Source organism: Bacillus sp. B25(2016b), assembly GCF_001679765.1.
Classification (GTDB): Bacteria; Bacillota; Bacilli; order Bacillales; family Bacillaceae_G; genus Bacillus_A; species Bacillus_A thuringiensis_K.
In genome coordinates this window covers 2,128,006-2,151,403 of the sequence record NZ_CP016285.1, presented here as the reverse complement: position 1 = coordinate 2,151,403, position 23,398 = coordinate 2,128,006, and the positions used below count along the sequence as shown (strand labels likewise).

Below are 23,398 nucleotides of genomic sequence, written 5' to 3'. Positions count from 1 at the left end.
GTTTTTATTGATTTACAATCAATGTGTTTATAAATTTTATAATTCGGATGAACCATTCAGGAGAAGGTCTATTGATCTACCGACGGGGCAAAAAGTTGTTATACCAACTTTGAAACTCTCAGGTCTTGGTTACAAGTAGAACTGCATGGGGACGAATCTCTGGAGAGACTCCCTCTCGCTTTCATAGAGCGCGGAGGAAAACGAGCACCGAAGGAGCAAATCCGCTACTTTAGCGGATAATCTCTCAGGTAAAAGGACAGAGACAAGCGAAAGAAAAAGCCGATTGTATCGGTTTATTTTTCTATCCCTTGTTTCTCCAGAGACCATTTCATTTACTTGAAGTGGTTTTTATTTTTTCTAAATAAAGGAGAATAAAGATGGAGACAGTAAGTAAAGTATTAGAACAAATGAATCAATACGTGTGGGGATTACCAACTTTGTTGCTACTCGTTGGAACTGGTATCATTCTCACAGTGCGTTTGAAAGGTTTACAGTTTAGTAAACTGTTATACGCTCACAAACTAGCATTTAAAAAATCAGAAGATACCTCTTCTTCTGGAGATATTAGTCACTTCCAAGCACTTATGACAGCTATGGCCGCAACGATTGGTATGGGAAATATCGCAGGTGTTGCAACAGCTGTTACAATTGGTGGTCCTGGTGCAATATTTTGGATGTGGATTACCGCTTTATTCGGTATGGCAACAAAGTATGCCGAGGCAATACTTGCAGTGAAATACCGTGTTAGTAATGAAAATGGTGAATATTCAGGTGGACCAATGTATTATTTAGAGCGTGGTTTAGGTAAGAAATGGCTTGCTATATTATTCGCTATATTTGGTACAACTGCTTCTTTCGGTATTGGTAATATGGTGCAATCTAACTCAGTTGCAGAGGCAATGCGAATTAATTTCTCTTTCCCTCCTGCTTTAACTGGTATACTAATGGCATTTTTAATCGCAATTGTTATTTTAGGCGGTGTAAAAAAAATCGGGAAAGTGACGGGTTATGTCGTTCCGATAAAAGCTTTCTTTTATATAATTGCTGGTCTTATAATTATTTTCTATCACTACGACCAAATTCCAGAAGCATTTTCACTTATTTTTTCTGGTGCATTTAATGGTACGGCAGCTGCTGGTGGTTTTATTGGGGCAACAGTTGCATCAGCTATCCAAATCGGAATGGCGCGTGGTGTATTTGCGAACGAAGCTGGTTTAGGGAGTGCACCAATTGCTGCTGCGGCTGCAAAAACTGATTCGCCTGCAAAGCAAGCTTTAGTTTCAATGACTGGTACTTTTCTAGATACGTTTATTGTATGTACAATTACAGGACTAGTATTAATTACTACAGGCGCTTGGAAATCTGGTAAAACTGGCGTTGAAGCTACAACACTTGCATTCCAATCTGTATTCGGTACTGCTGGTAGTATGATTCTCGGTATCGCAATTATTTTATTTGCCTACTCTACTATTTTAGGCTGGTCGTATTATGGAGAAAAATGTGTAGCTTATTTATTCGGAGAAAGTGCAGTTAAATATTATAAAGCAATCTTTATTGTCATGATTGCAATTGGTGCTAATTTAAAACTAGGAATCGTATGGACATTTGCTGATATTGCAAATGGACTTATGGCAATTCCAAACTTGATTGGTCTAATTGGATTAAGTAGTATTGTTGTTGCTGAAACGAATCGCTTTTTACAAGCAGAGAAATTGAAAGAAAGTAATAAAAAACAGGCAAGTTAATCTATGAAAAAAGGAATGACTCATACATGTTGAGCATTCCTTTTTTCATCCCCTCTTTTACTTAATTACTGTCATTAAAAATATATTTATATCAATGTTTACTCCTTTTTATTCCTCCAAAAGTTTTTCACATAAATGTCATAAATCGTATGGTCTAACTATATAGTTGAAAAGGAATGCGACATTAAAGAGTCGCTGAAAAACTCATCCAAGAAAAGGGAGGAAAAATCTTTTGAAAAACAAAATCATTGCTTTCCTATCTGTTTTGTCATTTATTATTGGTGGTTTCTTCTTTAACACAAATACTTCAAGTGCTGAAACTTCATCTACTGATTACGTTCCTAACCAATTAATCGTTAAGTTCAAGCAAAATGCATCTTTAAGTAATGTGCAATCTTTTCATAAATCTGTCGGAGCTAATGTCTTATCTAAAGATGATAAGTTAGGTTTTGAAGTCGTACAATTTTCGAAAGGTACTGTAAAAGAAAAAATAAAGAGTTATAAAAATAATCCAGATGTGGAATATGCAGAACCGAATTATTACGTTCACGCCTTTTGGACTCCAAACGACCCATATTTTAAAAATCAATATGGATTGCAAAAGATTCAAGCTCCACAGGCTTGGGATAGCCAACGAAGTGATCCTGGTGTAAAAGTAGCTATTATTGATACAGGAGTTCAAGGATCACACCCTGATTTGGCTTCGAAAGTAATTTACGGGCATGATTATGTTGATAATGACAATACATCTGATGATGGTAATGGTCATGGTACACATTGCGCTGGAATTACTGGAGCACTTACAAATAACAGTGTCGGAATTGCTGGTGTTGCCCCACAAACTTCAATTTATGCTGTCCGCGTATTAGATAATCAAGGAAGTGGTACTCTTGATGCTGTAGCGCAAGGTATTCGGGAAGCTGCTGATTCGGGTGCAAAAGTAATTAGTTTAAGTTTAGGAGCTCCAAATGGTGGTACTGCATTACAACAAGCCGTTCAATATGCATGGAATAAAGGCTCTGTTATAGTTGCAGCTGCTGGAAATGCTGGAAACACAAAAGCTAATTACCCTGCTTATTACAGCGAAGTAATTGCAGTTGCTTCTACAGATCAATCAGATAGAAAATCTTCATTTTCTACTTATGGTAGCTGGGTAGATGTTGCAGCACCAGGTTCAAATATATATTCAACATATAAAGGAAGCACGTATCAATCATTAAGTGGTACATCTATGGCAACACCTCATGTTGCAGGAGTCGCTGCTCTTTTAGCAAATCAAGGATATAGCAATACACAAATCCGCCAAATTATTGAGTCAACTTCTGATAAAATTAGTGGTACAGGTACGTACTGGAAAAATGGTAGAGTCAATGCATATAAGGCTGTACAATACGCTAAGCAATTACAAGAAAATAAAGCTTCTTAATAAAGAAAGTAAAATTTTAATCGGTCGATCTACCATTAATGCCGGATAAAATAGAAGGAGAGACTTCTACAATTACAGCCTCTCCTTCTTACAAACTATATTACTCTCCCTGCTTTTTAACCATATGTAAATACAGTACAAAATCCATCATTGTCGACGAATGACCAAGTTGACGGATCATCGCTGTTATATTTCCTCTATGATATGTACCATGATTTACGACATGTTGCACTAATTCTAAAATCGAAGTTTCTAATTTCCCTACGTATGGATTCTCAATAACAAATACAGCATTCACATCTTGTATTGTAATTAAAAACTCTTTATATTGATTTGCCATGTTTTCAAACATTTTTTCTAATTCATGTAACGATTTAGTTTCAATTTGTTTTCGTAAATCTTCTCGGTCTTGTATTGCTTCATTCATACTTTTACCATGCAATATATGTAACCACACTTGATCTGTAATATAAATATGCACAAAAGTATCCTTAATGGATGGGAATACACACTGTATCTGCTCATTAAAAATTGTCTCATAGTTTGGTAACTCTTTTAATCGATTGAATAATCTAGTATTAGCCCAAGCATGGTAATCACACTGTTTTAATATATAATCTTTCAATTTATATTACCTCCTTATTGTATGAAACGAATGGTTTGTTTCTTCATTTCTGATTCTCTATCAGCCTTTGCAATCCCTTTTTCTTTCATTTCATGCTTATTTATCGTTTTATATTTTACATACGTATAAAATTCCGTTTGAAATAGAAATGGTGTAATCCGAATTGTTTCCTCGTCCACCCATTCAGCTTGAATAAGTTTCTCCTCTTTACTATTAAACATTTCTGTTCCTTCAAAACCATCTTTAAATAAGTCAATTTCATCTTTCTTTTTGACACCAGGCTTATTCATACATACGTATAAAGAAAGTTCATCACAAAACTTTAATAATCTATAATGCTTATCGAACATCGCAAACTGTTCCTTTGTTAACGTTTTCAAAATTCTTTTTTGTCGTTCTAATTCATGTTTATAAAATGACATCATTTCTTCATCTTCCTCGTTTAGTGGAAATGATAAAAAATGTTTACTACAAAGCAATGCCCCGTATGGATTAGAATTTTCAATTTCATTCAACCCAATCGTATAAAAAACAAAACGTAATGGGCTTGGACAATCCATAAATGTATATGGAATATTTTTAGCATCATTCAAAATTGGTACTTTATCAAGCTCTATCCATCCTCTGTCATGCTCATATATTGCATCAACTGTTTCTTTTAAATATGTTTTATCTTCAAAAAAGTCTTCTTTTATATGCTTTGCAATCTCTCCAGCTAAAAAACCATGATCATGTTGACGAATTAAAATACTTTCCTTCTCATTTTTTTCACGAAAAATCATTCGTATACTCCCCCTCATCCTCATATTAAAGCTTTTTATATGCATCGATTCTTAATTAATCCCTAAATAATAGAAGGGATTCAGTCTCTTGCAACGAAATTAACATAATTATATAGTATTCTTTCTAATCATAGTGATAGCTTTATCTTTACTATCTATTATACTAAAACATTCATTCCAAAAATTTTTTTATGAGGTGAAAACATGAACAAAACAGAATTAATTAAAAACGTAGCCCAATCAGCTGATATTTCTCAAAAGGACGCTTCTGCAGCTGTACAATCCGTATTTGACACAATTGCTAATGCATTACAATCTGGAGATAAGGTTCAACTAATCGGGTTTGGAACTTTTGAAGTACGCGAAAGATCTGCTCGTACAGGACGTAATCCGCAAACTGGCGAAGAAATTCAAATCGCCGCTGGTAAAGTTCCTGCATTTAAAGCGGGTAAAGAATTAAAAGAAGCTGTTAAATAAAAACAAGAAACCAGCCATTTTATAGGCTGGTTTCTTGTTTTTATTTAAGCAATCGCTTTATATTCTCTGCATGATACACTTCACAAATATAAAATACACATTTGCAGTTACTTACAATTTGATACTTTCTAGTTGGATACACATTCGCTGTAACAGAACATCCATCAAACAATTCAATAATATTTCCAGATGGCTGATATCCTTCATATAATACGTTTCTTCTTACTTCCATCTTTTCTATAAGCTTTTCAACAGGAATATTTCTACTCTCTAATTCACTCTTTATTGCGTCCGGTAAAAACGAAGTGTCTGCAAAAATTAGATTTTCAGATAACACCTTTCCTTTATAACTAACATTAGATACACGGTAAAGAAATGTTCCATCTTTATCAAAGAAATTCTTTGCTTCTTTCGGAATGTACTGTCTACCAAGTGCCTCTTGTTCAAGAACATCAAACTGAACTGTATCATTTAAAAGCTTTTCTAAAGCATGAATGGATGATGTATCTCCAGAAAATAAAATATTTTTAATTGCTTGTACATTATAAGTGAATTCATTCTTTCTATTTTCCGCTACTAACATGAGGAACACCTCTTCTGTAATTTTTTTATTTAAGATTTAAAAGTGCTGCTGCGTCTAATTGCGTAATTTCAGTCACTTCCTTACTGAATATTGCAACAGAAGCCCTATAATCTAAACTAGGCCTTACATCTTCCATCACTGTATTACTTGCTAACTCTTGTCTATCCTTAAAAACCAACAAGTTTGGAGGATCATTTGGAGCTGATACTGTAATATGTACTGGTGGAATCATTAGTCCTTCACCTGTCGCTTTCAGCACCGCTTCTTTTCGAGTCCAATATGTTAAAAAACCTTCTATTTTCTGTTCATTTGACAGTTTCATAACTTGCGCTATTTCAATGTCTGTTAATACACCTTCTGCCATTTTCATAACATCTATACTTGGATTCATTTGTTCTACATCTATGCCAACAGGTGCAGATTTTGTAAATGCAACGACAACCCACTCACCTGAATGCGAAACGGATAATTGCGGCATACCTTCTGGTAATTGTGGTCTTCCATGCTGCAATTTACATACTGAGCACATTCGATCAATTGGTACTTGGACTGGTGACATAGAAAGTATCTTGCCGAGAACTAATCTACTTATTACGCAACCTATTATAAAACGAGCTCGATCTGCCGAATGATGATACGAATTTGCTTTCTCTCGCTCTATATCATTTAGTAAATTGTAATGCCATGATTGTAAATCCGAAATTCTTGCCCACCATATTTGACAATCATTCTCATTCAAAGTTGGAATAGAATCTACAACTTTACTTTCTATCATGTAAACTCTCCTTTATTCAACGAATATCAATTTTCATAAAAAAGCATACGTATATTGTTATTCATTGACAAGTACTTTCTCTTTTTCTGATACAGATAATGTTTTTTCTTTCTTCTTTGACATTACCTCTTTATCGGAAATACGTAAAGAAAATAGTAGTGCTATGAGCAAAAATATTGCTGACCCAATTAATGCTGCTTGATATGGTAAAAAATCGGATTGAACGTTATTACCTCCAAAACCAGCTAGTATACTAGCTAAAACCGCTACTCCTATTGCTGAACCTAGTCGATTTTGCACATTGAATATAGTAGTCGCTCTCCCCATAGAAGGCGGCGTGATATTGTTAAAGGCAGAAAATTGAACCGCACCGACAGATTGACCTAAGAAAATACCGATACCAAACAATAATGCCCGGATTTGCCACGGATTCGTATCGTGATTTACAAAACTTAATAAAACAAAGATAACCGCGGTACAAATTAATCCAATAGAAATTACCTTTCGAGCTCCTAATTTCTTATATGACCATGGTACAATTTGTGAAGAAATCATTAATCCAATCGCCTCTGGAAATGTCGTAAGTCCTGATTCCAGTGCAGAAACTCCTATCACATTTTGATACATAAGAGGAAAAACAAATAACATTCCTAATAAACCAGCTGATGAAAATAATGATATAAGGCTCATCTTTCTAAAGACTGGTTCTTTTAATAAGCGTAAATCTAACATCGGTTGCTTTACTTTCAGTTCTACAATTATAAACAATGTAATGAATACAACCCCAGCTATCCCAGTACTCATAATTTCTGGAGAAATCCACCCTTTTGATGGTCCCTGGCTGAGTGCATATATGAGCATCGCAAATCCTGGTGCTGATAAAATAAAGCCGAGCGAATCAAAGCGACCAGCTGATTTTTCAACATGTTCTGCTAAAAATAGAAGTCCAAATAGCAATGCAACGATTCCAAACGGTAGATTAATATAAAATGCCCAACGCCAAGACATTTGATCTACAAAGAAACCACCGATGATAGGACCAATTGCTGGTGCTACAGCAATTGGAAGTATAATGAACCGGGAAATCTTCGGTCTTTCCTCTGGTGAAAATGTTCGAAATAACATCGCCATTCCAACCGGTGTTAAAAGCCCTCCGCCAGCACCTTGAATAATACGGAAAATATTCAATGAAGTAATATCGTTAGCCATTCCGCATAAAGCAGATGCAATTGTAAATACGAAAAGAGCAATTAAAAACACTCTTTTCGTACCAAAACGATCTCCTAACCAACCAGAAATCGGAAGGAAAACAGCTAAACTAACTAAATACCCAACATTAACCGTCCCCATTGCAGATGGAGGTACTTGTAGTTCTCTACTTATCGTTTGCAGTGCTACATTTACAATCGTTGCGTCCATCGCAGCCATAAACATCGCAGTTATATAAACGATACTTACAACTACTTTTGGATTTAGTTTTTCTTTCATTATCGTTTTCCTACTAATGTTTTTTCGCGAACTTGATTACCTTGTGGATTCAAATCTTTCCAGTTATATTCAACATATTCTAAGCAACTCTGCCTACTAGCTTCTTCATATACGACATTCCAGCCAATAGGTACATCGAGAAAAGCAGGCCAGAGAGAATACTGGCCCTCCTCATTTATTAATACTTTATATGTGTAATTATCATTTTCAAATGGATTCGTCATACTCTACTTACCCCTTTCTTATTCTGCAAATATTTCGCTAATACTTGTCCAATTTCCGTAAGTGGACCTGGCTGACATAGATCTTTATGTCTACAATCAATATCGTGCTGCACAATTTGCCCATCTAAATAATTTAGCCACGTATTTGGAGAAATAGGATCAAACCAGTCTGGTATAACAGTAGATCTAAAGAATAAGATATCTCCGTTATAAACTTTCGGTACATATTTCCCTAACAACCCTACTGAATTTACATATGTTTCTTTCAAGTTCAATATAGTCTCTTCTTCAAGACTTGCTAATGCACTTCCATCTTTACGAAGGATTTCAACTGCACTTTCCATTGTAAGTGGTTTACCATCCATGTTATCTGGGTCATATCCGCCTAAAGCAAGTAATGCGATTAACGCTTCCTCTTCAGTAGGCGCTTCCGTATTCGGTAAGAAGTGTCCAGGATAAGAGTCAAGCATAACGAGTAATTCTACTTCTTCCCCTTCATTTTGTAATTGCGCCGCCATTGCATGCACAACATTTCCTCCAAGCGACCAACCTAGTAAACGATATGGTCCATAAGGCTGTACTTCACGAACATGTTTCAAGTAATCCGCCGCCATCTCCTCTAAACTTTTTGGAAGTTCTTCATTTTTAGCAATACCTCGTGCTTGTACACCATAGATTGGATAATCTGTTCCTAAAGATTTCATAAGTCCTGCATAGCACCAACTTAATCCACCAGCTGGATGTACACAAAATAGTGGTAATTGATCGCCACTTGCTCGTAAAGGAAGCAACACATCAAGTGCACTTTGACCATTCCCCATCTCAAGTCTTTCAGCTAACCCTGCAACAGTCGGTGCTGCAAATAAAGTGCCAATATTTAGTTCCACTCCAAGCGCCTCTTTCATGCGGCTCATAAGTTGCACTGCAAGGAGTGAATGGCCACCAAGATCAAAGAATCCGTCATCAATTCCAATTTGAGGTACACTTAGCACTTCTGTAAACAAGTCACATAACATTTCTTCTTGCGGTGTTCTTGGACCACGACTAGAAGATGATGCGATAAATTCTGGAGCTGGCAATGCCTTTCTATCTAATTTACCGTTTGGAGTTAAAGGTAACTCATTTACTACTACAAAAGCGTATGGAACCATATAATCTGGTAAACTACCACTAGCAAACTGACGCATTTCATTCGTATCAATCGCTTCATTATTTGATGCAACGATATAAGAAACTAACCGTTTATCCCCTGGTTGATCTTCACGTACAATAACGGCTACTTGCTCAACTTTAGGGTGCTTCATTATGACTGCTTCTATTTCTCCTAATTCAATTCGGAATCCACGAATTTTGATTTGATGATCTGCACGTCCTATATAATCTAGCGTCCCATCTTTACGCCAGCGAGCTAAGTCTCCTGTACGATACATTCTTGTACCTGGCTTGCCAAATGGATCTGCGATAAAGCGTTCAGCCGTTAATCCTGCTCTTCCTAAATATCCACGCGCAAGCCCTGCACCTGCAACATACATTTCTCCAACTACTCCAGGTGGCACTGGTTGTAAATAGTTATCTAACACATACACTTTAAGGTCAGGTATACTGCACCCAATTAAACTATTTGCTCGTAAAGAGACGATAGTTTCATCTAATTCAATATAACTAACATGTACTGTCGTCTCCGTAATACCGTACATATTAATAAGCTTTAGTGCTTTATGAGGATGTCGACTATACCACTCTTCTAAGCGACTTAGCTCAAGTGCTTCTCCTCCAAAAACAACATATCGTAAAGATAATTTTTGGCCAATCTCTTCATTTTCACGATCTGCTTGCATCAATTGATAGAACGCTGATGGAGTTTGGTTTAAAATCGTAACCTTTTCTTTAACAAGAAGCTGTAAAAATTCTTTCGGTGAGCGACTTACAGTATGTGGCACTACAACTAAACGCCCTCCGTATAATAAAGGTCCCCAAATTTCCCAAACCGAGAAATCAAAAGCATATGAATGGAACATCGTCCAAACATCGTTTTCGTCAAACTGGAACCAATGATCAGTTGCTCCTAAAAGTCTTACTACATTTTGATGAGGTATCATAACGCCTTTCGGTCTACCCGTTGACCCTGACGTATAAATAACGTAAGCAATATGTGATGGAGATAATGGCTTAATACGTTCCACTTCATCAATATTGTCTTCACTATATTTCTCAACTTCTGCTATTACTTTTACATTATCAATTAAAACTTTTAGTGCCTCATTACATTCAATTTCCACTTCTGAATTCGTTAAAACACATGATGGTTTCGCATCGTGTAGCATAAATGAAATACGGTCTGCTGGGTAATCTGGATCTAACGGAAGGTATCCAGCACCAGCTTTAAGAACAGCTAATAAGCTTACAACCATGTTTAATGATCTTGGCATCGCTAAAGCAACGAGTTGATCAGGACCAATCCCTTTTGCTATTAGGAATCGAGCTATTTTATTTGCTTTTCTATTTAACTCTTCATAAGTTAATTTCTTATCTTCAAAGACAACAGCAATAGAATTTGGATTTATATGAGCCTGCTTTTCAAATAATTGTGGCAATGTCATTTCTGGTGCAATTTGAAAACCACCATTCCACTTTTCTAACACTGTATTTTTCTCTGCTACAGTTAATATTTCTAATCTGCCAATGGATCGATCCGGATGTTTCGCTGCATCATCTAATAACAAAATGAATCGTTCTATTAGTTTTTGAACCGTTTCACGTTTATATAAATCGGTACTAAACTCTAGTAATCCATGTAAACCGTTCGGAGTACCGTCACCCCCGTTACTCTCACTAATTTCAAATGTTAAGTCAAATTTTGCAGAACCGACGCTTTGAATTTCAAGGTTCGCTTCTATATCCGGGGCATCAAAGATTGCTTCTGGCGTATTTTGGAAAGCTAACATAACTTGAAATAGCGGATGACTATTTCGAGTACGCACTGGGTTTAACACTTCAACGAGTCGTTCAAATGGAACATCTTGATTTTCATAAGCTGCAAGATTTGTCTGCTTTACTCTATTCAATAATTCTTTAAAACTTGGATCTCCTGATGTATTTGTACGTAACACTAATGTATTTACAAATAAGCCGACTATGTCAGAGAGTACATCATCATTTCTTCCAGCAATCGGACTTCCAATTGGTATATCAGTGCCTGCACCTAATCTTGTAAATAGTGCACTAAGCCCTGCTTGCAATACCATAAACAAACTAGCTCCATTTTCACGTGCAAGCTCTACTAACCTACTATGCATTTCTTCATCTATATGAAAATGAATTGTTTCCCCGCGGTAACTCGTCTCAATTGGACGCTGGAAATCTGTAGGTAACTCCATTTGGTCTGGTAAACCTTTAAGTTCTTCTTTCCAAAAATCTAATTGTGTTGAAATAAGACTCTCTGGTGTCGTTTCATCACCTAGCAATTGCTGTTGCCAAAGTGCATAATCTGCGTATTGAACGGGAAGTGACTCCAGCTGAATTCTTTCACCTTGACATCGCGCTTTATACGCCGCTGTAAAATCTCTCGTTAACGGCTGTAATGACCAGCCATCACCTACAATATGATGTAATAGAATTAATAATACATGTTCGTTTTCACTCACTGTAAAAAGTTGCAAACGAACTGCCGGCTCAAAATCGAGGTTAAAGCTATATCTTACCGCCTCTGAAAGTACACTTTCTAATTCATCTTTACATGTATTAGTTATAACCATTTGTAGATTTAAGTTTTCCATATCTAAAATTTTCTGATAGGAACTACCTAATACGTTAGGGAAAATTGTTCTAAGTGTTTCATGTTTCTCAACTACATCATAAAAAGCACCTTGTAATGCTTCTCGATTCAATATTCCATTCATACGAATGACTAGCGGAATATTATAAGTAGGACTTGGACCTTCTAAACAATTTAAGAACCATAACCTGCGCTGTGCAAATGAAAGTGGAACTTCATTTGGCCTACTTGCTTTCTGAATAGCTGGTCTTGCGCTTTTGGCATGGTCTAATTGTTTCGCCAGTTCGGCAACAGTTGGTGATTCAAATAGTTTCCCGATTCCTAATTCCACACTTAACGTTTCACGAATTCTTGCCATTAAACGAGATGCTAGAAGGGAATGTCCACCCATTTCAAAGAAATTATCATCAATGCTAATTCGAGAAACACCGAGTACTTCTGCAAATAAATCACATAATATTTCTTCTTTCGGATTTCTAGCAACCCTCTCATTGTTCATTCCATTAAAATCAGGAGCAGGTAATTTCTTTCTATCCACCTTACCATTTGGCGTTAATGGTAATTCTTCTAGCACAACAAATGCTGATGGTATCATATAATTCGCTAAACTTTCTGAAACATAAGAACGAATTTGTGAAAGATTAATCAGTTCCTTTTCTTCTGCAACGATATACGCAATGATGCGCTTATCATTTGGGCGATCTTCTCGTACCATTACAACCGCTTGTTGAATATTTTCATGTCGTTGTAATACCATTTCAATTTCAGCTAATTCAATTCGGAAACCACGAATTTTAATTTGATGATCTGCGCGGCTCACATATTCTAACACACCATCATTGCGCCATTTTACTAGATCACCTGTACGGTACATGCGCTGTCCTCGTTCTCCATAAGGATTTGCAACAAATCGTTCAGCTGTTAACTCAGGTTTTCCTAAATATCCGCTTGCAAGTCCTTCCCCTGCAATATATAATTCCCCAATAACTCCAGGTGGAACTGGTTGTAACCCTGCATCCAATACATACACTTCTGTATTGCAAATTGGCTTTCCAATAGGAGGTATACCCTTTTCACCTTCATCAATGTTCATGAAAGTAGACCAAATCGTCGTTTCAGTTGGTCCATATAAATTGGTTATTGAGCAACCTAATTCTTTTAATTTATTTGCTAAATGTGCTGGAAGAGCTTCACCACCAACAAGTATGTTTAGCCCTTGTAGCTTCTCTGGGTAATCAGTTACTAACGCCTGCCAAAGCGTCGGTGTAGCCTGCATAATGGTCACTCTTTCTTCATGTAAAAGTGTCGTTAATGCAGAAGGCTCTTGTATGTCTTCTTTTTGTGCAATTGTTAAACTTGCACCACTAATAAGAGGTAAATAAATTTCTAGTGCAGAAATATCAAATGCAAACGTTGTAACTGCTAATAAATGATCATTTTCATTTAATGAAAACTTTTGTTGCATAGCCATTAAAAAGTTACTTAAACCTCTCATAGGAACAATTACACCTTTTGGGTTTCCTGTTGAGCCTGAAGTATATATTGTATAGGCTGGGTTTAAAAGTGATACATCATTCTTACATGCTATATTCATACGAGAATATGTATGTAACGCTAGTTTCGTTTCCTCTTCATCTAATACAATTTTTTCCATATCATTTTCTATAACTAACTTAGATGAAACAGATGAATGTGTTATGATACAAACTGGTTTTGCATCATTTACTATATAATTAACTCTTTCTCCTGGGTATTCTGGATCTATTGGTAAATACGCTGCACCAGCCTTTAAGACTGCTAGCATACTAACTACCATTTCTATTGATCTAGGGAATACTAAAGCTACAAACTGGTTTGGTCGTATTCCTTCTTCTACTAAATAATGTGCTAGTTCATTCGCTCGTTCATTTAGCTCTTTATACGTAAGGTTTACACCGTCACAAGTAATCGCTAGTTTATTGGGATTTTTTTTCACTTGTTTTTCAAATGATATAGGCAGACTGATTAATTCATCGTCTTCCTTCGTTTCATTCCATTCCAATAAAACTTTATGATTTTCTCCAGGCAGAGTAATGTTTATTTTTCCAATCGACTCGTTTTTCTCATAATTATTTACTACTAATTCAAATAAATTCATAAATCTTTCTTTATGCAATGCTAGCTCCGCGCCATTATATACTTCAGGATTTGCATCAAAATGAATCATTAGCTCATTTTGATCAAAACGTTTATATACATTTATTGATAAATCATCGACAGGTCCCGCTGATAAATTATGTGTAATACCACGATTCCCCGCAAAGTTAAGCCCGTAATCAAAAGGCATAACATTCACTAACGGTCCAAACAACCTTTGATTTTCACCTAGTAACTTTAAGTCTCTTCTTAATTCCTCATGACGGTATTTATAATGGCGACGTACATCTCGGATTTCTTTAGAAACTTGTTGCAATAATTCCGCAAAAGTTATATTTGGAGTTACTGTAATACGAAGTGGAACTAAATTCATTACCATACTTGGTGTATGAATAGATACAGAACCTAGACGTCCCATCATCGGTAAACCTAAAACAATATCATTTTCACCTGTTAATTTATGCATATAAATACTTGTTATAGCGACAATGAATTCCGGCCAACTTGTTAACGAAATATTGATATCTTCTAGTAAAGTTTTCGTGCTAGAACTAGATAAATAAGCTGTTTCTCGTGAAAATCCATTTGATGTTCTCGGTGCTCGTTCTGCCAAACTTACAACTTCTGGTTCATCTTCATACTTTTCTAACCAAAAAATACGATCTTCCTGAAATTGTTTAGACTCACGATACTCAATATCTTCTTGCACGACTTTTGCAAGAGAACCAAATGGCTTTTCATTCTTGTTGGTTTCTTCTATAAGTGATGTATACTCATTTGCTACTTTTTGGCTAAGAAGTGAAAATCCATAGCCATCCATCACAATGTGATGGATGCGCTGATACCAAAAGAAACGATTATTTTCGACTTGAATAAGTGCTTCAGTAAATAAAGTATCTTTTTTCAAATTGACTGGCATAGATAAATCATTTTTCATCCATACTTTAGCAGCTTCTTCAGGATTTTCTTCTTTACGAACGTCAATAAAATGCATATGAAACTGTGATTCTTCAATAACTTGCCATGGGCCAATTTCATCCTCTTCGAAGCGAACATGAAGTGCTTCTGCTTCCATTACAACTTTACGTACAGCTAATTCAAAAATGTCTTGATGAATATTTCCGTTTATTTCTACATATTCCCCAGTATTATAAATTGGATTAAGCGGATCTAATTGTTGCGCAAACCACATACCAGACTGCGCAGATGATAACGAATGACGAATCTTTTGACTGTTAGGCATTCTTTACTACCCCTTTATTATGTAGTCTATTTGTTACAGCACCTGTGCTGTTTGTGAAGATAGTAAACTGTACCAACCTGCAACAGTTGGACGTTCTGCTAAATCTGCAAAAGTGATTTCTTTCCCTTCACGACGCCACTTTTCTACTAAACTCATAATTCTGACCGAATCAAGCCCTCTATTTAATAAGTCTTCATCAATATCAATACTCTCTACTGGCTCACGAAGTAGTTGTGCAACTAGTTCATGCACTTCCTGTATAGCGGTTCCTTCACTCTCATCACCTTTTACACTTTGTAAATCGTTTAACAGTAGGTTTGTTGATGTCGTTACTGCACATCTATTAGATGCATACTCCAATGCTTGTTTATGATGCTCTAGTGAAAAATCAGCAACTGCATCTGCTACAAAGAACGGCTCTATACCATCCATAAATGCTTCACAAGCTGTTAAAAGACAGCCAATATGCGCATAAATACCGCAAATAATCAGTTGATCTTTTCCTTGTTCATTTAAAATTTCTAATAGATTTGTCTTTTTAAATGCACTATATCTCCATTTTGTTAGGAATATATCATCCTCATCAGGAGTAAGTTCATCAACAATTTTCTTTTTATCTGGTCCAGCAGGAATACCGTCACCCCAAAAGTCTTGTAATAAACCTCGTTGTTCTAACGTTTGCCCACCAGGTTGTGCTGTATAAACAACTGGTATACCAAGTTCCTTACATTTTTCTCTTATCATTTTAATATTTGAAATAAGTTCTACTTTTGGTGATTCTTTATCGCTATATGCATCAAGAAAATATTCTTGCATGTCATGAATTAAAAGCACTGCACGTTTCGGATCTGGTGTCCAATTCACTTTATTTTTTGGTAGTTCTGATTCAATTGGCATTTTATATACTGAAATAGATGGGATAGCCATCTAATCACTTCCTTCCGGTTTTTATTATTGTTTTACTGTAATAAGTTTTTCAGCAATGACTTTACGTAGTTCCTTTTTGCTGACTTTTCCGACTCCTGTTTGCGGGAATGATTCAATAAATTCAATTCGATCTGGAATTTTATAAGCCGCTATACCACGTTCTCTTAAAAACATTTTTAATTCACTTACTGCCGGAACTTGTCCGCGAGCTATAACAAAAGCACAGGTGCGTTCACCTAAATAATCGTCAGGCATAGATACAATTGCTACATCATGAACCGCATCGTGTGCTAATAGATGATTTTCAACTTCTTCCGCAGCAACTTTCTCACCACCACGGTTAATTTGATCTTTATCTCTTCCTTCTACAATGATGTATCCTTGTTCATTTACTTTTACAAGATCACCTGTGCGATAAAACCCATCCTTTGTAAATGATCGGGCATTATGCTCTTCGGCTTTATAGTAACCACGAATTGTATATGGACCTCGTGTTAATAAACTACCTACTTCGCCAGGTTTTACATCGTTGTCATTTTCATCAACAACTCGTACTTCATCGAGTGCAGACATTGGTCTACCTTGTGTATGAATAATAATTTCTTCCGGATCGTCTAATCTTGTATAGTTCACTAATCCTTCCGCCATACCGAATACTTGCTGTAACGTACATCCAAATGTAGGGCGTATACGTTTTGCAACCTCAGCACTAAACTTAGCACCACCTACTTGAATAACCTCTAGACTCGATAAATCAGCATTACGAGAAGATGCAGCGTCAAGCCATATCATTGCTAATGGCGGTACGAGAGCAGTAATTGTAACTTTTTCTTTTTCGATAAGTGCAAATGCCTCATCCGGACTACCCCCAGTTCCCAGCACAACTTTTCCACCTGCATAGAAAGTTCCAAATGTTCCAGGAGAGCTCATCGGGTAATTATGTGCTACTGGAAGAACGGCCATATAGACACTCTCTGCACTTAAATTACAAATTTCAGCGCTAACACGTAAACTATAAATATAATCATCATGCGTTCGAGGAATTAATTTAGAAAGTCCTGTTGTCCCTCCTGATAATTGGAGAAACGCAACATCACTTGGCTGAACTTCTGGTAATGAGACGGGATCCATATACAGATCATTTATGTTCACAAATTCTTCTTCTTCTCCCACTACAATGACTTGTTGTAAATTTGGCACTTTCTCTTTCACTTCTCTTGCTAGTTTTCGATAATCAAAACCGAGAGCCTTATCTGAAATAACGTAAGCGCTCGCCTCGCCAAACTCACAAAAATAACTAATTTCACTGCTTCGATGTGAAGGTAGTGCAAAGACAGGAAGCGCTCCAATTCTAAATAGTGCAAAACATATTTCGAAAAACTCGATAATGTTAGGTAACTGGATTACAACTCTGTCCTCTTTCTTTATTCCTAAATTCAGTAAACCTGCTGCTAAACGATCTACCTTTTTATTAAGTTCACTGTACGTTATATGCGTCTTACCGCTTACAACCGCGATTTGATTTCCATATTTCTCAGCTCGCTCTCTTAACACTCCTCCAAATGTTTCACCAAGCCAACATCCTGCTTCTCGGTAACGATCGGCAAATTCTTTTGGCCATTCTGTATAACCTACTAGCATTCTTTCTTCCCCCTATTTTTCATTAAGTGAACTATCTCTTAACCTTAAAGCTTTTAGCATTGTTTGGAACTTAGCTGATGTTTCTGCTAACTCATCTTCTGGTTTTGACTCAGCAACAACTCCAGCTCCTGCATATAAACGAAGTGTATTTTCTTGTACTTCAGCACAACGAATTGTAACAATCCATTCTCCATCTCCATTTAAATCGCTCCATCCTAGCATTCCTGTAAAGAACTCGCGGTCAAATGGCTCAATATGCTGTATAGCCTCTCTTGCTTTTTCCATCGGAGTTCCGCAAACTGCTGGCGTAGGATGAAGGGCAATTGCTAATTGTAAAGAAGAAGTATTTGGATCCTTAAGTTCACCTTTCACTTCTGTAGACAAATGCCACATCGCTTCACTATGAATAACTGATGGCTTTTCTGGAACATGTAATGTATGACAATACGGACGAAGTGCAGCGGCAACCGCTTCCACTACTACCGCATGTTCATGTAAATCTTTTGGAGAAGAAAGTAATTCCTCTGCTCTTCTTTTATCTTCTACTGGGTCCTCACTACGTGGCCTTGAACCAGCTAACGGGTTAGAAATAACTTGCATACCATTACGTGAAATAAGTAATTCAGGGCTTGCTCCAATTAGCGTTTTACTGTTCTCCTTTTCATCTTTCGGTAAATTCACAGCAAATGTATAACCATGCTTATTATGCTCTGCTAATTCTCGCAGAAGTTTTTGCTTATCAATCTTTTCGGAAGATTTAACATCTAACGATCTGGATAGAACGATTTTCTTTAAATCACCGTCCTGTATTTTTTCAATTCCTTGCTTCACACCATTCATATAAACTTCAGGGTCTGGCATTGGCGTCATTTCAAATGTTGCGTTCTCATTTGTTTCAAGCTGATTTGTTGTATCCAATTGTAACCGCTCAGAAATTCTGCTATATTCTGGTACGATGAGTTGGACTTCTTTTCTACGATCAAATGGCAAAGCACCCACAACGATAGGATTTGGATTTCCAGCTTGTTTCGCATTACTTAATGTCGTTTGCACAAGCTCTGGGAAACTTTCAATTTCACGATGCTTTACTGTAGTAAACTCTCCTTCTGTTAATATCGTTCGAGTTGGTGAAGCGAAAAAGAATGAAGATTCAGTCTTATAATCATCTAAAAGTTTTTCTGACAATTCCTTTACAGCTATATGTTCATTCATAATATAATAACCTCCTGAATTTTTATTAAACTCCTAACGTAGCACCGCCATCGACACATAAATTTTGCATTGTAATATGACTCGCTCTATCTGAGGCTAAAAATAACACTGCTTCAGCAACTTCTGAAGGTTGTGCAATTTTTTGTAATGGAATTCCGAGTCTATATGTATTTTGAGAACCAGCAATTATATTTTTAGCTCCATTCTCATCAGCCCATAGTAATCTTTGCATCTCAGTTTCAGTAGAACCTGGAGAAACTAAGTTGCAGCGTATATTGTATGCCGCAAGCTCTAGTCCTAAACATTTCATAAACATCGTCGTTGCGGCCTTTGACGCAGCATACGCAGCCATCTCCATTCTTGGCGTATTTGCCGCATTTGAACCGACTGTAACAATTGCCCCCGATTTTCTTAACATCATATTTTTACTTACCGCTCGGGACATATTGAAAACCCCTGTCGTATTTACAGAGAATGTTTTATTCCAATCTTCATCACTTAACGAATGAATTGGTCCCATACGTAAAACCCCTGCAACATTTATTAAAATATCTATTGGCGCTATTTCATTTGTAATATGATTTACCATGTCTTCAACAGCGGCGCTATCACTCACATCTAAACGAAACGTTTTCATACGTGTATTATTTAATTCATTTTGATTTAAGAGTACATTTAACCCCTCTTCATTTTGATCAACCGCAATAACTTTGGCTCCTCTTTCTAAAAACATTTTGGCAACGACACTGCCTATGCCTTGTGCTGCACCTGTTACTAAAACTGTTTGCCCATCAAATTCCCCTAAGTTCATTTTCTCTATCCTTTCACATAAACATTAATTTCATTAGGTAACACCGATGATATTGATTTTCATTATCAGTTGTGTTGTAAAAAATAATACACTTACTAAACTAATTGGTCAAGTGCGCATTACTTTAAAATCCATTTTATTGATAATGTTTTTCATTTACCATCTTACACCGAAATGATAATGTTTCTCAATAAACTTGTCAATCTTTTTTTATTTTTCAGATAAACCATTTTAATGCTTCTTAATAAAATCATATGTAAACGCATTAAAAGTACTTATATTATAAATAAAATTCAAAGTCCTCTTTTTAAAATTGAAGAAACTAAACTAGAGATACGTTCATTTACAATGCTTTATGAAAAACTCAAGTATATATTTTCTCAATATTTTTCTGAAAATATATCTTACAAATACTAATGAATGTCTTTTTTGTCATTTAAGATTTAATATATATTTCGAATACGATGTATCAATTTATTATATTCCAAATGGGTATTCCACTCACTTTTACATCTATAAAAATCCCAAAAGTAATTTAACCTTGTTAAAATAACTCATAAAAAAAGCATCCTAATTAATAGAATAGGATGCTTTTTCGTAATCATAGTGTTATAGAAGATTTGTATACTTATGCTACGCTGCGATACTCTTCTTCTTTTTCTTTTTTCTGCTTAGGTGCTTGAATTAAAATTGCGATAATGAATGACACGACACATAATACACCTATTACCATGAACGTTGGTTTGAATCCACCTAGAAGTGCACCGATAAAGGAACCTGCAAGCGCCCCAAATCCAAACCCTTGATACACAATTCCGTAGTTCTTACTATGGTTTTTCATACCGAAGAAATCACCAACAATAGCTGGGAAAATAGTGATATTTCCACCAAAGCAAAACGCTACACTTGCTACACATACGAAGTAAATACCATAATTTAAATCTACAAAACTTAGAACTAAGACTGAACTCGCCATAACAACAAAAGTACTAGTAACGATTTTTAAACGCCCAATTTTATCCGATAATGGTCCTAAAATGATACGACCTAATGTATTGAAGATTGCAACCATAGCCACCGCATTAGCTGCTGTTGCTGCGCTAAGTCCTACAAGTTGAACACCAATGTCTTTTACCATACCAATTAAGTATAAGCCACTCATACATGATGTAAATAACATGATAAATAATAAGTATACTTGTTTTGTGCCTAACATTTCTTTCGTTGTGTATTCCTTAGTTTTTGTTTCATGAACTGCTCCTTGATCTGCAGCTTGATGGATTAAACAAGCACCAATTACAATCATAGCTGTAACAATTAAACCCCAGTATATAAATGCTTGGGATACACCAACTGATTCAATCAACTGTGCGTTAACGTATTTAAAGATTAAGCTACCTGAACCATATGCAGAGACAGAAATACCAGCAATTAAACCTTTACGCTCTGGAAACCACTTTATTAAATTTGATAGTGAAGTGATATATGCTGTACCATCTGCATAACCTACAACAACTCCCGCTAGTACATAAAATAATATTAGTGAGGATGCTTGTGAACTAAGTATTAATCCTAGTCCTAATGCTAATCCAGCTATCATAATAAGTTTACGAAGTCCCCATTTTTCTTGCAATTTACTCGCAAATAAAGTTGAAAATGCTAAAGAAAGACTAGTAATTGAGAAAGTTATCGCAACAGCGTTAAGACTCCAACCATATTTACTAACTAAAGGCTGATTGAATAAACTCCATGTATATATCGTCCCAAGCCCCATCTGTACTATAACTGTGCCAAGGACAACAAGCCATGGATTAACAGTTGATTTTTTCATATCTTTCCGCCCCCTCTTTCTATTTCAATGCTATTCGCTAAATTTAATTTTTTTATGTTCATTTTGGTCACCTCTTTTGATTTGACACCTTCATTGTATAAGATGTTTTCATTTATGTAAGCACTTACAAGATAGAGCGTCAAAAACATGGAATCAGTTACAGAAAATGAAGGACGAAATACAAAAAACTATTTATTAAAGAAACGGTTTTATTAAGTCAATTCAAAATCCTGACTTTCTTTATACGCTCATAATTGTTTATTAAAATGTGAAGATTTAACAAACAAATTCCATCATAATGAAAGCATTTTTAATACGTCTTGTTAAAACCTCTTTTAATTCTGCACACATAGACAACAAATATTTTTTTGATAAATCAAACTAAATATTCACTAATATATCTATCCGTGGTTTAATATATATAATAAAAAAATTTCTGTCTTTAATGAGGAGGTACTATGAAAGCAAACATAGGGGATACTATACTTTTTCAACGAAATAATTTAAAGATTACAGGATCTGTATTAAAACTTTATACTGAATCGGTCTTAGTTGAAATTACAAATGTAAGCGGTGGTACTTTTGAATTTGATCGAACAATTGTAAATCATAAAAACTATAAAGTTTTAAATACAAATACATAAAACAACACAAAATAGCCCCTGCTCAACAGCAGGGGCTATTTTATATAAAAATATTTCACTAGTTTATATACCCTAAAACATTAACAATCTTACTCGCTTTTAAATTGTTAATATGATAATAAATTTCTAAACCTCTTCTCTCTGCTCGTAACACTTTACCCTTCATTTTTGATAAATGTTGTGAAACAGTAGATTGCGGAATATTCAGTAACTCTGTTAATTGTGTTACATTACAAGTTTTTCTCGTACTTAATTCATTTACAATTTGCAGTCGGATTGGATGCGCCATAATTTTTAAAATATCTACATCTTCTTCTGAAACTAAAGTTTTTCTCATTTCACTCGTATATGTTGTCATAAGACATTCCCCTTTTATATGAATTCCATATTCATAAGATCTATTTCCAAATTTTTTAAAACCCTTGATTAAAACTTTTATATAGAAATAAAAGGATTTTAAATTTTTGAAAACAGAACTTACATTCACTTTATTTATTTATTTGGTACATATACATAATACAATGTTAATATGTGCTCTATGTGAAGTTCACATAAATTTGTGATGAAGATTTATTTAGCCACTCGCATCCTACTCATCTAATTACTCACTGCATAAAATCATCAGTTATTTTAACACATTTTAGGCGTTTGTATATACTATTTATAAAGTAAAACTTTAATCAGCCCTCACCAATCGTGCTTTTACGGGCAACCTGCCCCCCTCATAATTTCTTTGCTTCCGCTGAATTTTGAGATGGGCGTCTTACTGCACGGCAAATAGCGAAATAAAGCAACTTTTATAAAGGGGAATTCATATGCCTACAGCGTTACAAGAAGAAGTCGAAGAAGCACGGGAAACATATGTCAGTCATATCATCTTAGTTGGAGGATCGACTTTATTTTTAGTAGGCGGGGCTATATCGGCAATTTCAGCTTTTCAAGCTTATAATCGTTTGGAGAATACGCCGCCTTCTTCCGATAATTCATAGATATATAAATAAAACGTCGTCTCCAATGAAGAGACGACGTTTTATTTTATTACATACGAGACTA

At 35.6% G+C, this 23,398-nt stretch carries 18 protein-coding genes and 1 riboswitch; of the genes, 5 read left to right on the top strand and 13 right to left on the bottom strand.

Annotation, left to right across the window (positions count from 1 at the left end):
- Positions 1-149 precede the first annotated feature (149 nt).
- Positions 150-270: riboswitch (glycine riboswitch) on the top strand.
- 107 nt (positions 271-377) lie between these two features.
- Together BAQ53_RS11060 and BAQ53_RS11055 are read left to right on the top strand one after the other, a co-directional pair.
- Positions 378-1,745 carry an alanine/glycine:cation symporter family protein gene (locus BAQ53_RS11060; protein WP_000451045.1) on the top strand — a complete coding sequence of 456 codons (1,368 nt, stop codon included), beginning with the start codon at positions 378-380 and terminating at the stop codon, positions 1,743-1,745.
- Positions 1,746-1,977: 232 nt separating this feature from the next.
- The gene (locus BAQ53_RS11055; RefSeq protein WP_000790911.1) at positions 1,978-3,171 is read left to right on the top strand and encodes a S8 family peptidase; all 1,194 of its coding nucleotides are present in this window, start codon (positions 1,978-1,980) and stop codon (positions 3,169-3,171) included.
- 100 nt (positions 3,172-3,271) lie between these two features.
- On the opposite strand, the gene BAQ53_RS11050 is transcribed toward BAQ53_RS11055, so the two are convergent.
- Together BAQ53_RS11050 and BAQ53_RS11045 are read right to left on the bottom strand one after the other, a co-directional pair.
- Positions 3,272-3,796 carry a DinB family protein gene (locus BAQ53_RS11050; protein WP_089148496.1) on the bottom strand — a complete coding sequence of 175 codons (525 nt, stop codon included), beginning with the start codon at positions 3,794-3,796 and terminating at the stop codon, positions 3,272-3,274.
- A 14-nt stretch (positions 3,797-3,810) separates the two neighbouring features.
- Positions 3,811-4,578 carry a DUF3891 family protein gene (locus tag BAQ53_RS11045; RefSeq protein WP_000577280.1) on the bottom strand — a complete coding sequence of 256 codons (768 nt, stop codon included), beginning with the start codon at positions 4,576-4,578 and terminating at the stop codon, positions 3,811-3,813.
- 204 nt (positions 4,579-4,782) lie between these two features.
- Between BAQ53_RS11045 and BAQ53_RS11040 the strand changes: the two genes are divergently transcribed.
- Positions 4,783-5,055 (top strand): HU family DNA-binding protein, encoded by a 273-nt coding sequence (locus BAQ53_RS11040; RefSeq protein ID WP_001043905.1) that lies wholly within the window; start codon positions 4,783-4,785, stop codon positions 5,053-5,055.
- A 40-nt stretch (positions 5,056-5,095) separates the two neighbouring features.
- Here the strand turns inward: BAQ53_RS11040 and BAQ53_RS11035 are convergent, their stop codons facing one another.
- From BAQ53_RS11035 to BAQ53_RS10990, 10 genes are all read right to left on the bottom strand, one after another.
- Positions 5,096-5,638: a cold-shock protein gene (locus tag BAQ53_RS11035; protein WP_208906845.1), complete on the bottom strand. Its 543-nt coding sequence runs from the start codon at positions 5,636-5,638 to the stop codon at positions 5,096-5,098.
- A 25-nt stretch (positions 5,639-5,663) separates the two neighbouring features.
- A complete protein-coding gene (gene sfp, locus BAQ53_RS11030; protein ID WP_089148495.1) occupies positions 5,664-6,413 on the bottom strand; it encodes a 4'-phosphopantetheinyl transferase Sfp in 750 nt (249 codons plus the stop codon).
- A gap of 57 nt (positions 6,414-6,470) precedes the next feature.
- Complete coding sequence (locus BAQ53_RS11025; RefSeq protein WP_089148494.1) at positions 6,471-7,901, bottom strand: MDR family MFS transporter; 1,431 nt, start codon at positions 7,899-7,901, stop codon at positions 6,471-6,473.
- Positions 7,901-8,125, bottom strand: coding sequence for an MbtH family protein (locus tag BAQ53_RS11020; protein ID WP_000184059.1), 225 nt, complete (start codon positions 8,123-8,125; stop codon positions 7,901-7,903). The genes BAQ53_RS11025 and BAQ53_RS11020 overlap by 1 nt, the downstream gene beginning before the upstream one ends.
- Positions 8,122-15,279 (bottom strand): amino acid adenylation domain-containing protein, encoded by a 7,158-nt coding sequence (locus tag BAQ53_RS11015; protein ID WP_202822688.1) that lies wholly within the window; start codon positions 15,277-15,279, stop codon positions 8,122-8,124. Before BAQ53_RS11015 ends, BAQ53_RS11020 begins: the two co-directional genes overlap by 4 nt.
- Positions 15,280-15,312: 33 nt before the next feature.
- Entirely contained in the window at positions 15,313-16,206 is an 894-nt protein-coding gene (locus BAQ53_RS11010; protein WP_151522070.1) for an isochorismatase family protein, read from the bottom strand.
- 24 nt (positions 16,207-16,230) lie between these two features.
- Positions 16,231-17,847 (bottom strand): (2,3-dihydroxybenzoyl)adenylate synthase, encoded by a 1,617-nt coding sequence (locus tag BAQ53_RS11005; protein WP_151522071.1) that lies wholly within the window; start codon positions 17,845-17,847, stop codon positions 16,231-16,233.
- 12 nt (positions 17,848-17,859) lie between these two features.
- Positions 17,860-19,059: an isochorismate synthase DhbC gene (dhbC, locus tag BAQ53_RS11000; protein ID WP_202822686.1), complete on the bottom strand. Its 1,200-nt coding sequence runs from the start codon at positions 19,057-19,059 to the stop codon at positions 17,860-17,862.
- Positions 19,060-19,084: 25 nt separating this feature from the next.
- Complete coding sequence (gene dhbA / locus BAQ53_RS10995; RefSeq protein WP_208906844.1) at positions 19,085-19,870, bottom strand: 2,3-dihydro-2,3-dihydroxybenzoate dehydrogenase; 786 nt, start codon at positions 19,868-19,870, stop codon at positions 19,085-19,087.
- Positions 19,871-20,498: 628 nt separating this feature from the next.
- A complete protein-coding gene (locus tag BAQ53_RS10990; protein WP_000750122.1) occupies positions 20,499-21,701 on the bottom strand; it encodes an L-lactate MFS transporter in 1,203 nt (400 codons plus the stop codon).
- Positions 21,702-22,159: 458 nt separating this feature from the next.
- Between BAQ53_RS10990 and BAQ53_RS10985 the strand changes: the two genes are divergently transcribed.
- Positions 22,160-22,345 (top strand): YkvS family protein, encoded by a 186-nt coding sequence (locus tag BAQ53_RS10985; RefSeq protein WP_000646581.1) that lies wholly within the window; start codon positions 22,160-22,162, stop codon positions 22,343-22,345.
- 58 nt (positions 22,346-22,403) lie between these two features.
- Here BAQ53_RS10985 and BAQ53_RS10980 read toward each other — a convergent pair whose 3' ends face one another.
- Positions 22,404-22,703, bottom strand: coding sequence for an ArsR/SmtB family transcription factor (locus BAQ53_RS10980; protein WP_000214801.1), 300 nt, complete (start codon positions 22,701-22,703; stop codon positions 22,404-22,406).
- Between the two features lie 457 nt (positions 22,704-23,160).
- On the opposite strand from BAQ53_RS10980, the gene BAQ53_RS10975 reads away from it, so the two are divergent.
- The gene (locus BAQ53_RS10975; RefSeq protein ID WP_208906843.1) at positions 23,161-23,334 is read left to right on the top strand and encodes a hypothetical protein; all 174 of its coding nucleotides are present in this window, start codon (positions 23,161-23,163) and stop codon (positions 23,332-23,334) included.
- Positions 23,335-23,398: the final 64 nt, after the last annotated feature.

Excerpts from the sequence above, each read along its gene's own strand:
- BAQ53_RS11060 (WP_000451045.1), top strand. The coding sequence starts at position 378 with ATGGAGACAGTAAGTAAAGTATTAGAACAAATGAATCAATACGTGTGG.
- BAQ53_RS11045 (WP_000577280.1), bottom strand. The coding sequence starts at position 4,578 with ATGATTTTTCGTGAAAAAAATGAGAAGGAAAGTATTTTAATTCGTCAA.
- BAQ53_RS11040 (WP_001043905.1), top strand. The coding sequence starts at position 4,783 with ATGAACAAAACAGAATTAATTAAAAACGTAGCCCAATCAGCTGATATT.
- BAQ53_RS11035 (WP_208906845.1), bottom strand. The coding sequence starts at position 5,638 with ATGTTAGTAGCGGAAAATAGAAAGAATGAATTCACTTATAATGTACAA.
- sfp (WP_089148495.1), bottom strand. The coding sequence starts at position 6,413 with ATGATAGAAAGTAAAGTTGTAGATTCTATTCCAACTTTGAATGAGAAT.
- BAQ53_RS11025 (WP_089148494.1), bottom strand. The coding sequence starts at position 7,901 with ATGAAAGAAAAACTAAATCCAAAAGTAGTTGTAAGTATCGTTTATATA.
- BAQ53_RS11020 (WP_000184059.1), bottom strand. The coding sequence starts at position 8,125 with ATGACGAATCCATTTGAAAATGATAATTACACATATAAAGTATTAATA.
- BAQ53_RS11015 (WP_202822688.1), bottom strand. The coding sequence starts at position 15,279 with ATGCCTAACAGTCAAAAGATTCGTCATTCGTTATCATCTGCGCAGTCT.
- BAQ53_RS11010 (WP_151522070.1), bottom strand. The coding sequence starts at position 16,206 with ATGGCTATCCCATCTATTTCAGTATATAAAATGCCAATTGAATCAGAA.
- BAQ53_RS11005 (WP_151522071.1), bottom strand. The coding sequence starts at position 17,847 with ATGCTAGTAGGTTATACAGAATGGCCAAAAGAATTTGCCGATCGTTAC.
- dhbC (WP_202822686.1), bottom strand. The coding sequence starts at position 19,059 with ATGAATGAACATATAGCTGTAAAGGAATTGTCAGAAAAACTTTTAGAT.
- dhbA (WP_208906844.1), bottom strand. The coding sequence starts at position 19,870 with ATGAACTTAGGGGAATTTGATGGGCAAACAGTTTTAGTAACAGGTGCA.
- BAQ53_RS10990 (WP_000750122.1), bottom strand. The coding sequence starts at position 21,701 with ATGAAAAAATCAACTGTTAATCCATGGCTTGTTGTCCTTGGCACAGTT.
- BAQ53_RS10985 (WP_000646581.1), top strand. The coding sequence starts at position 22,160 with ATGAAAGCAAACATAGGGGATACTATACTTTTTCAACGAAATAATTTA.
- BAQ53_RS10980 (WP_000214801.1), bottom strand. The coding sequence starts at position 22,703 with ATGACAACATATACGAGTGAAATGAGAAAAACTTTAGTTTCAGAAGAA.
- BAQ53_RS10975 (WP_208906843.1), top strand. The coding sequence starts at position 23,161 with ATGCCTACAGCGTTACAAGAAGAAGTCGAAGAAGCACGGGAAACATAT.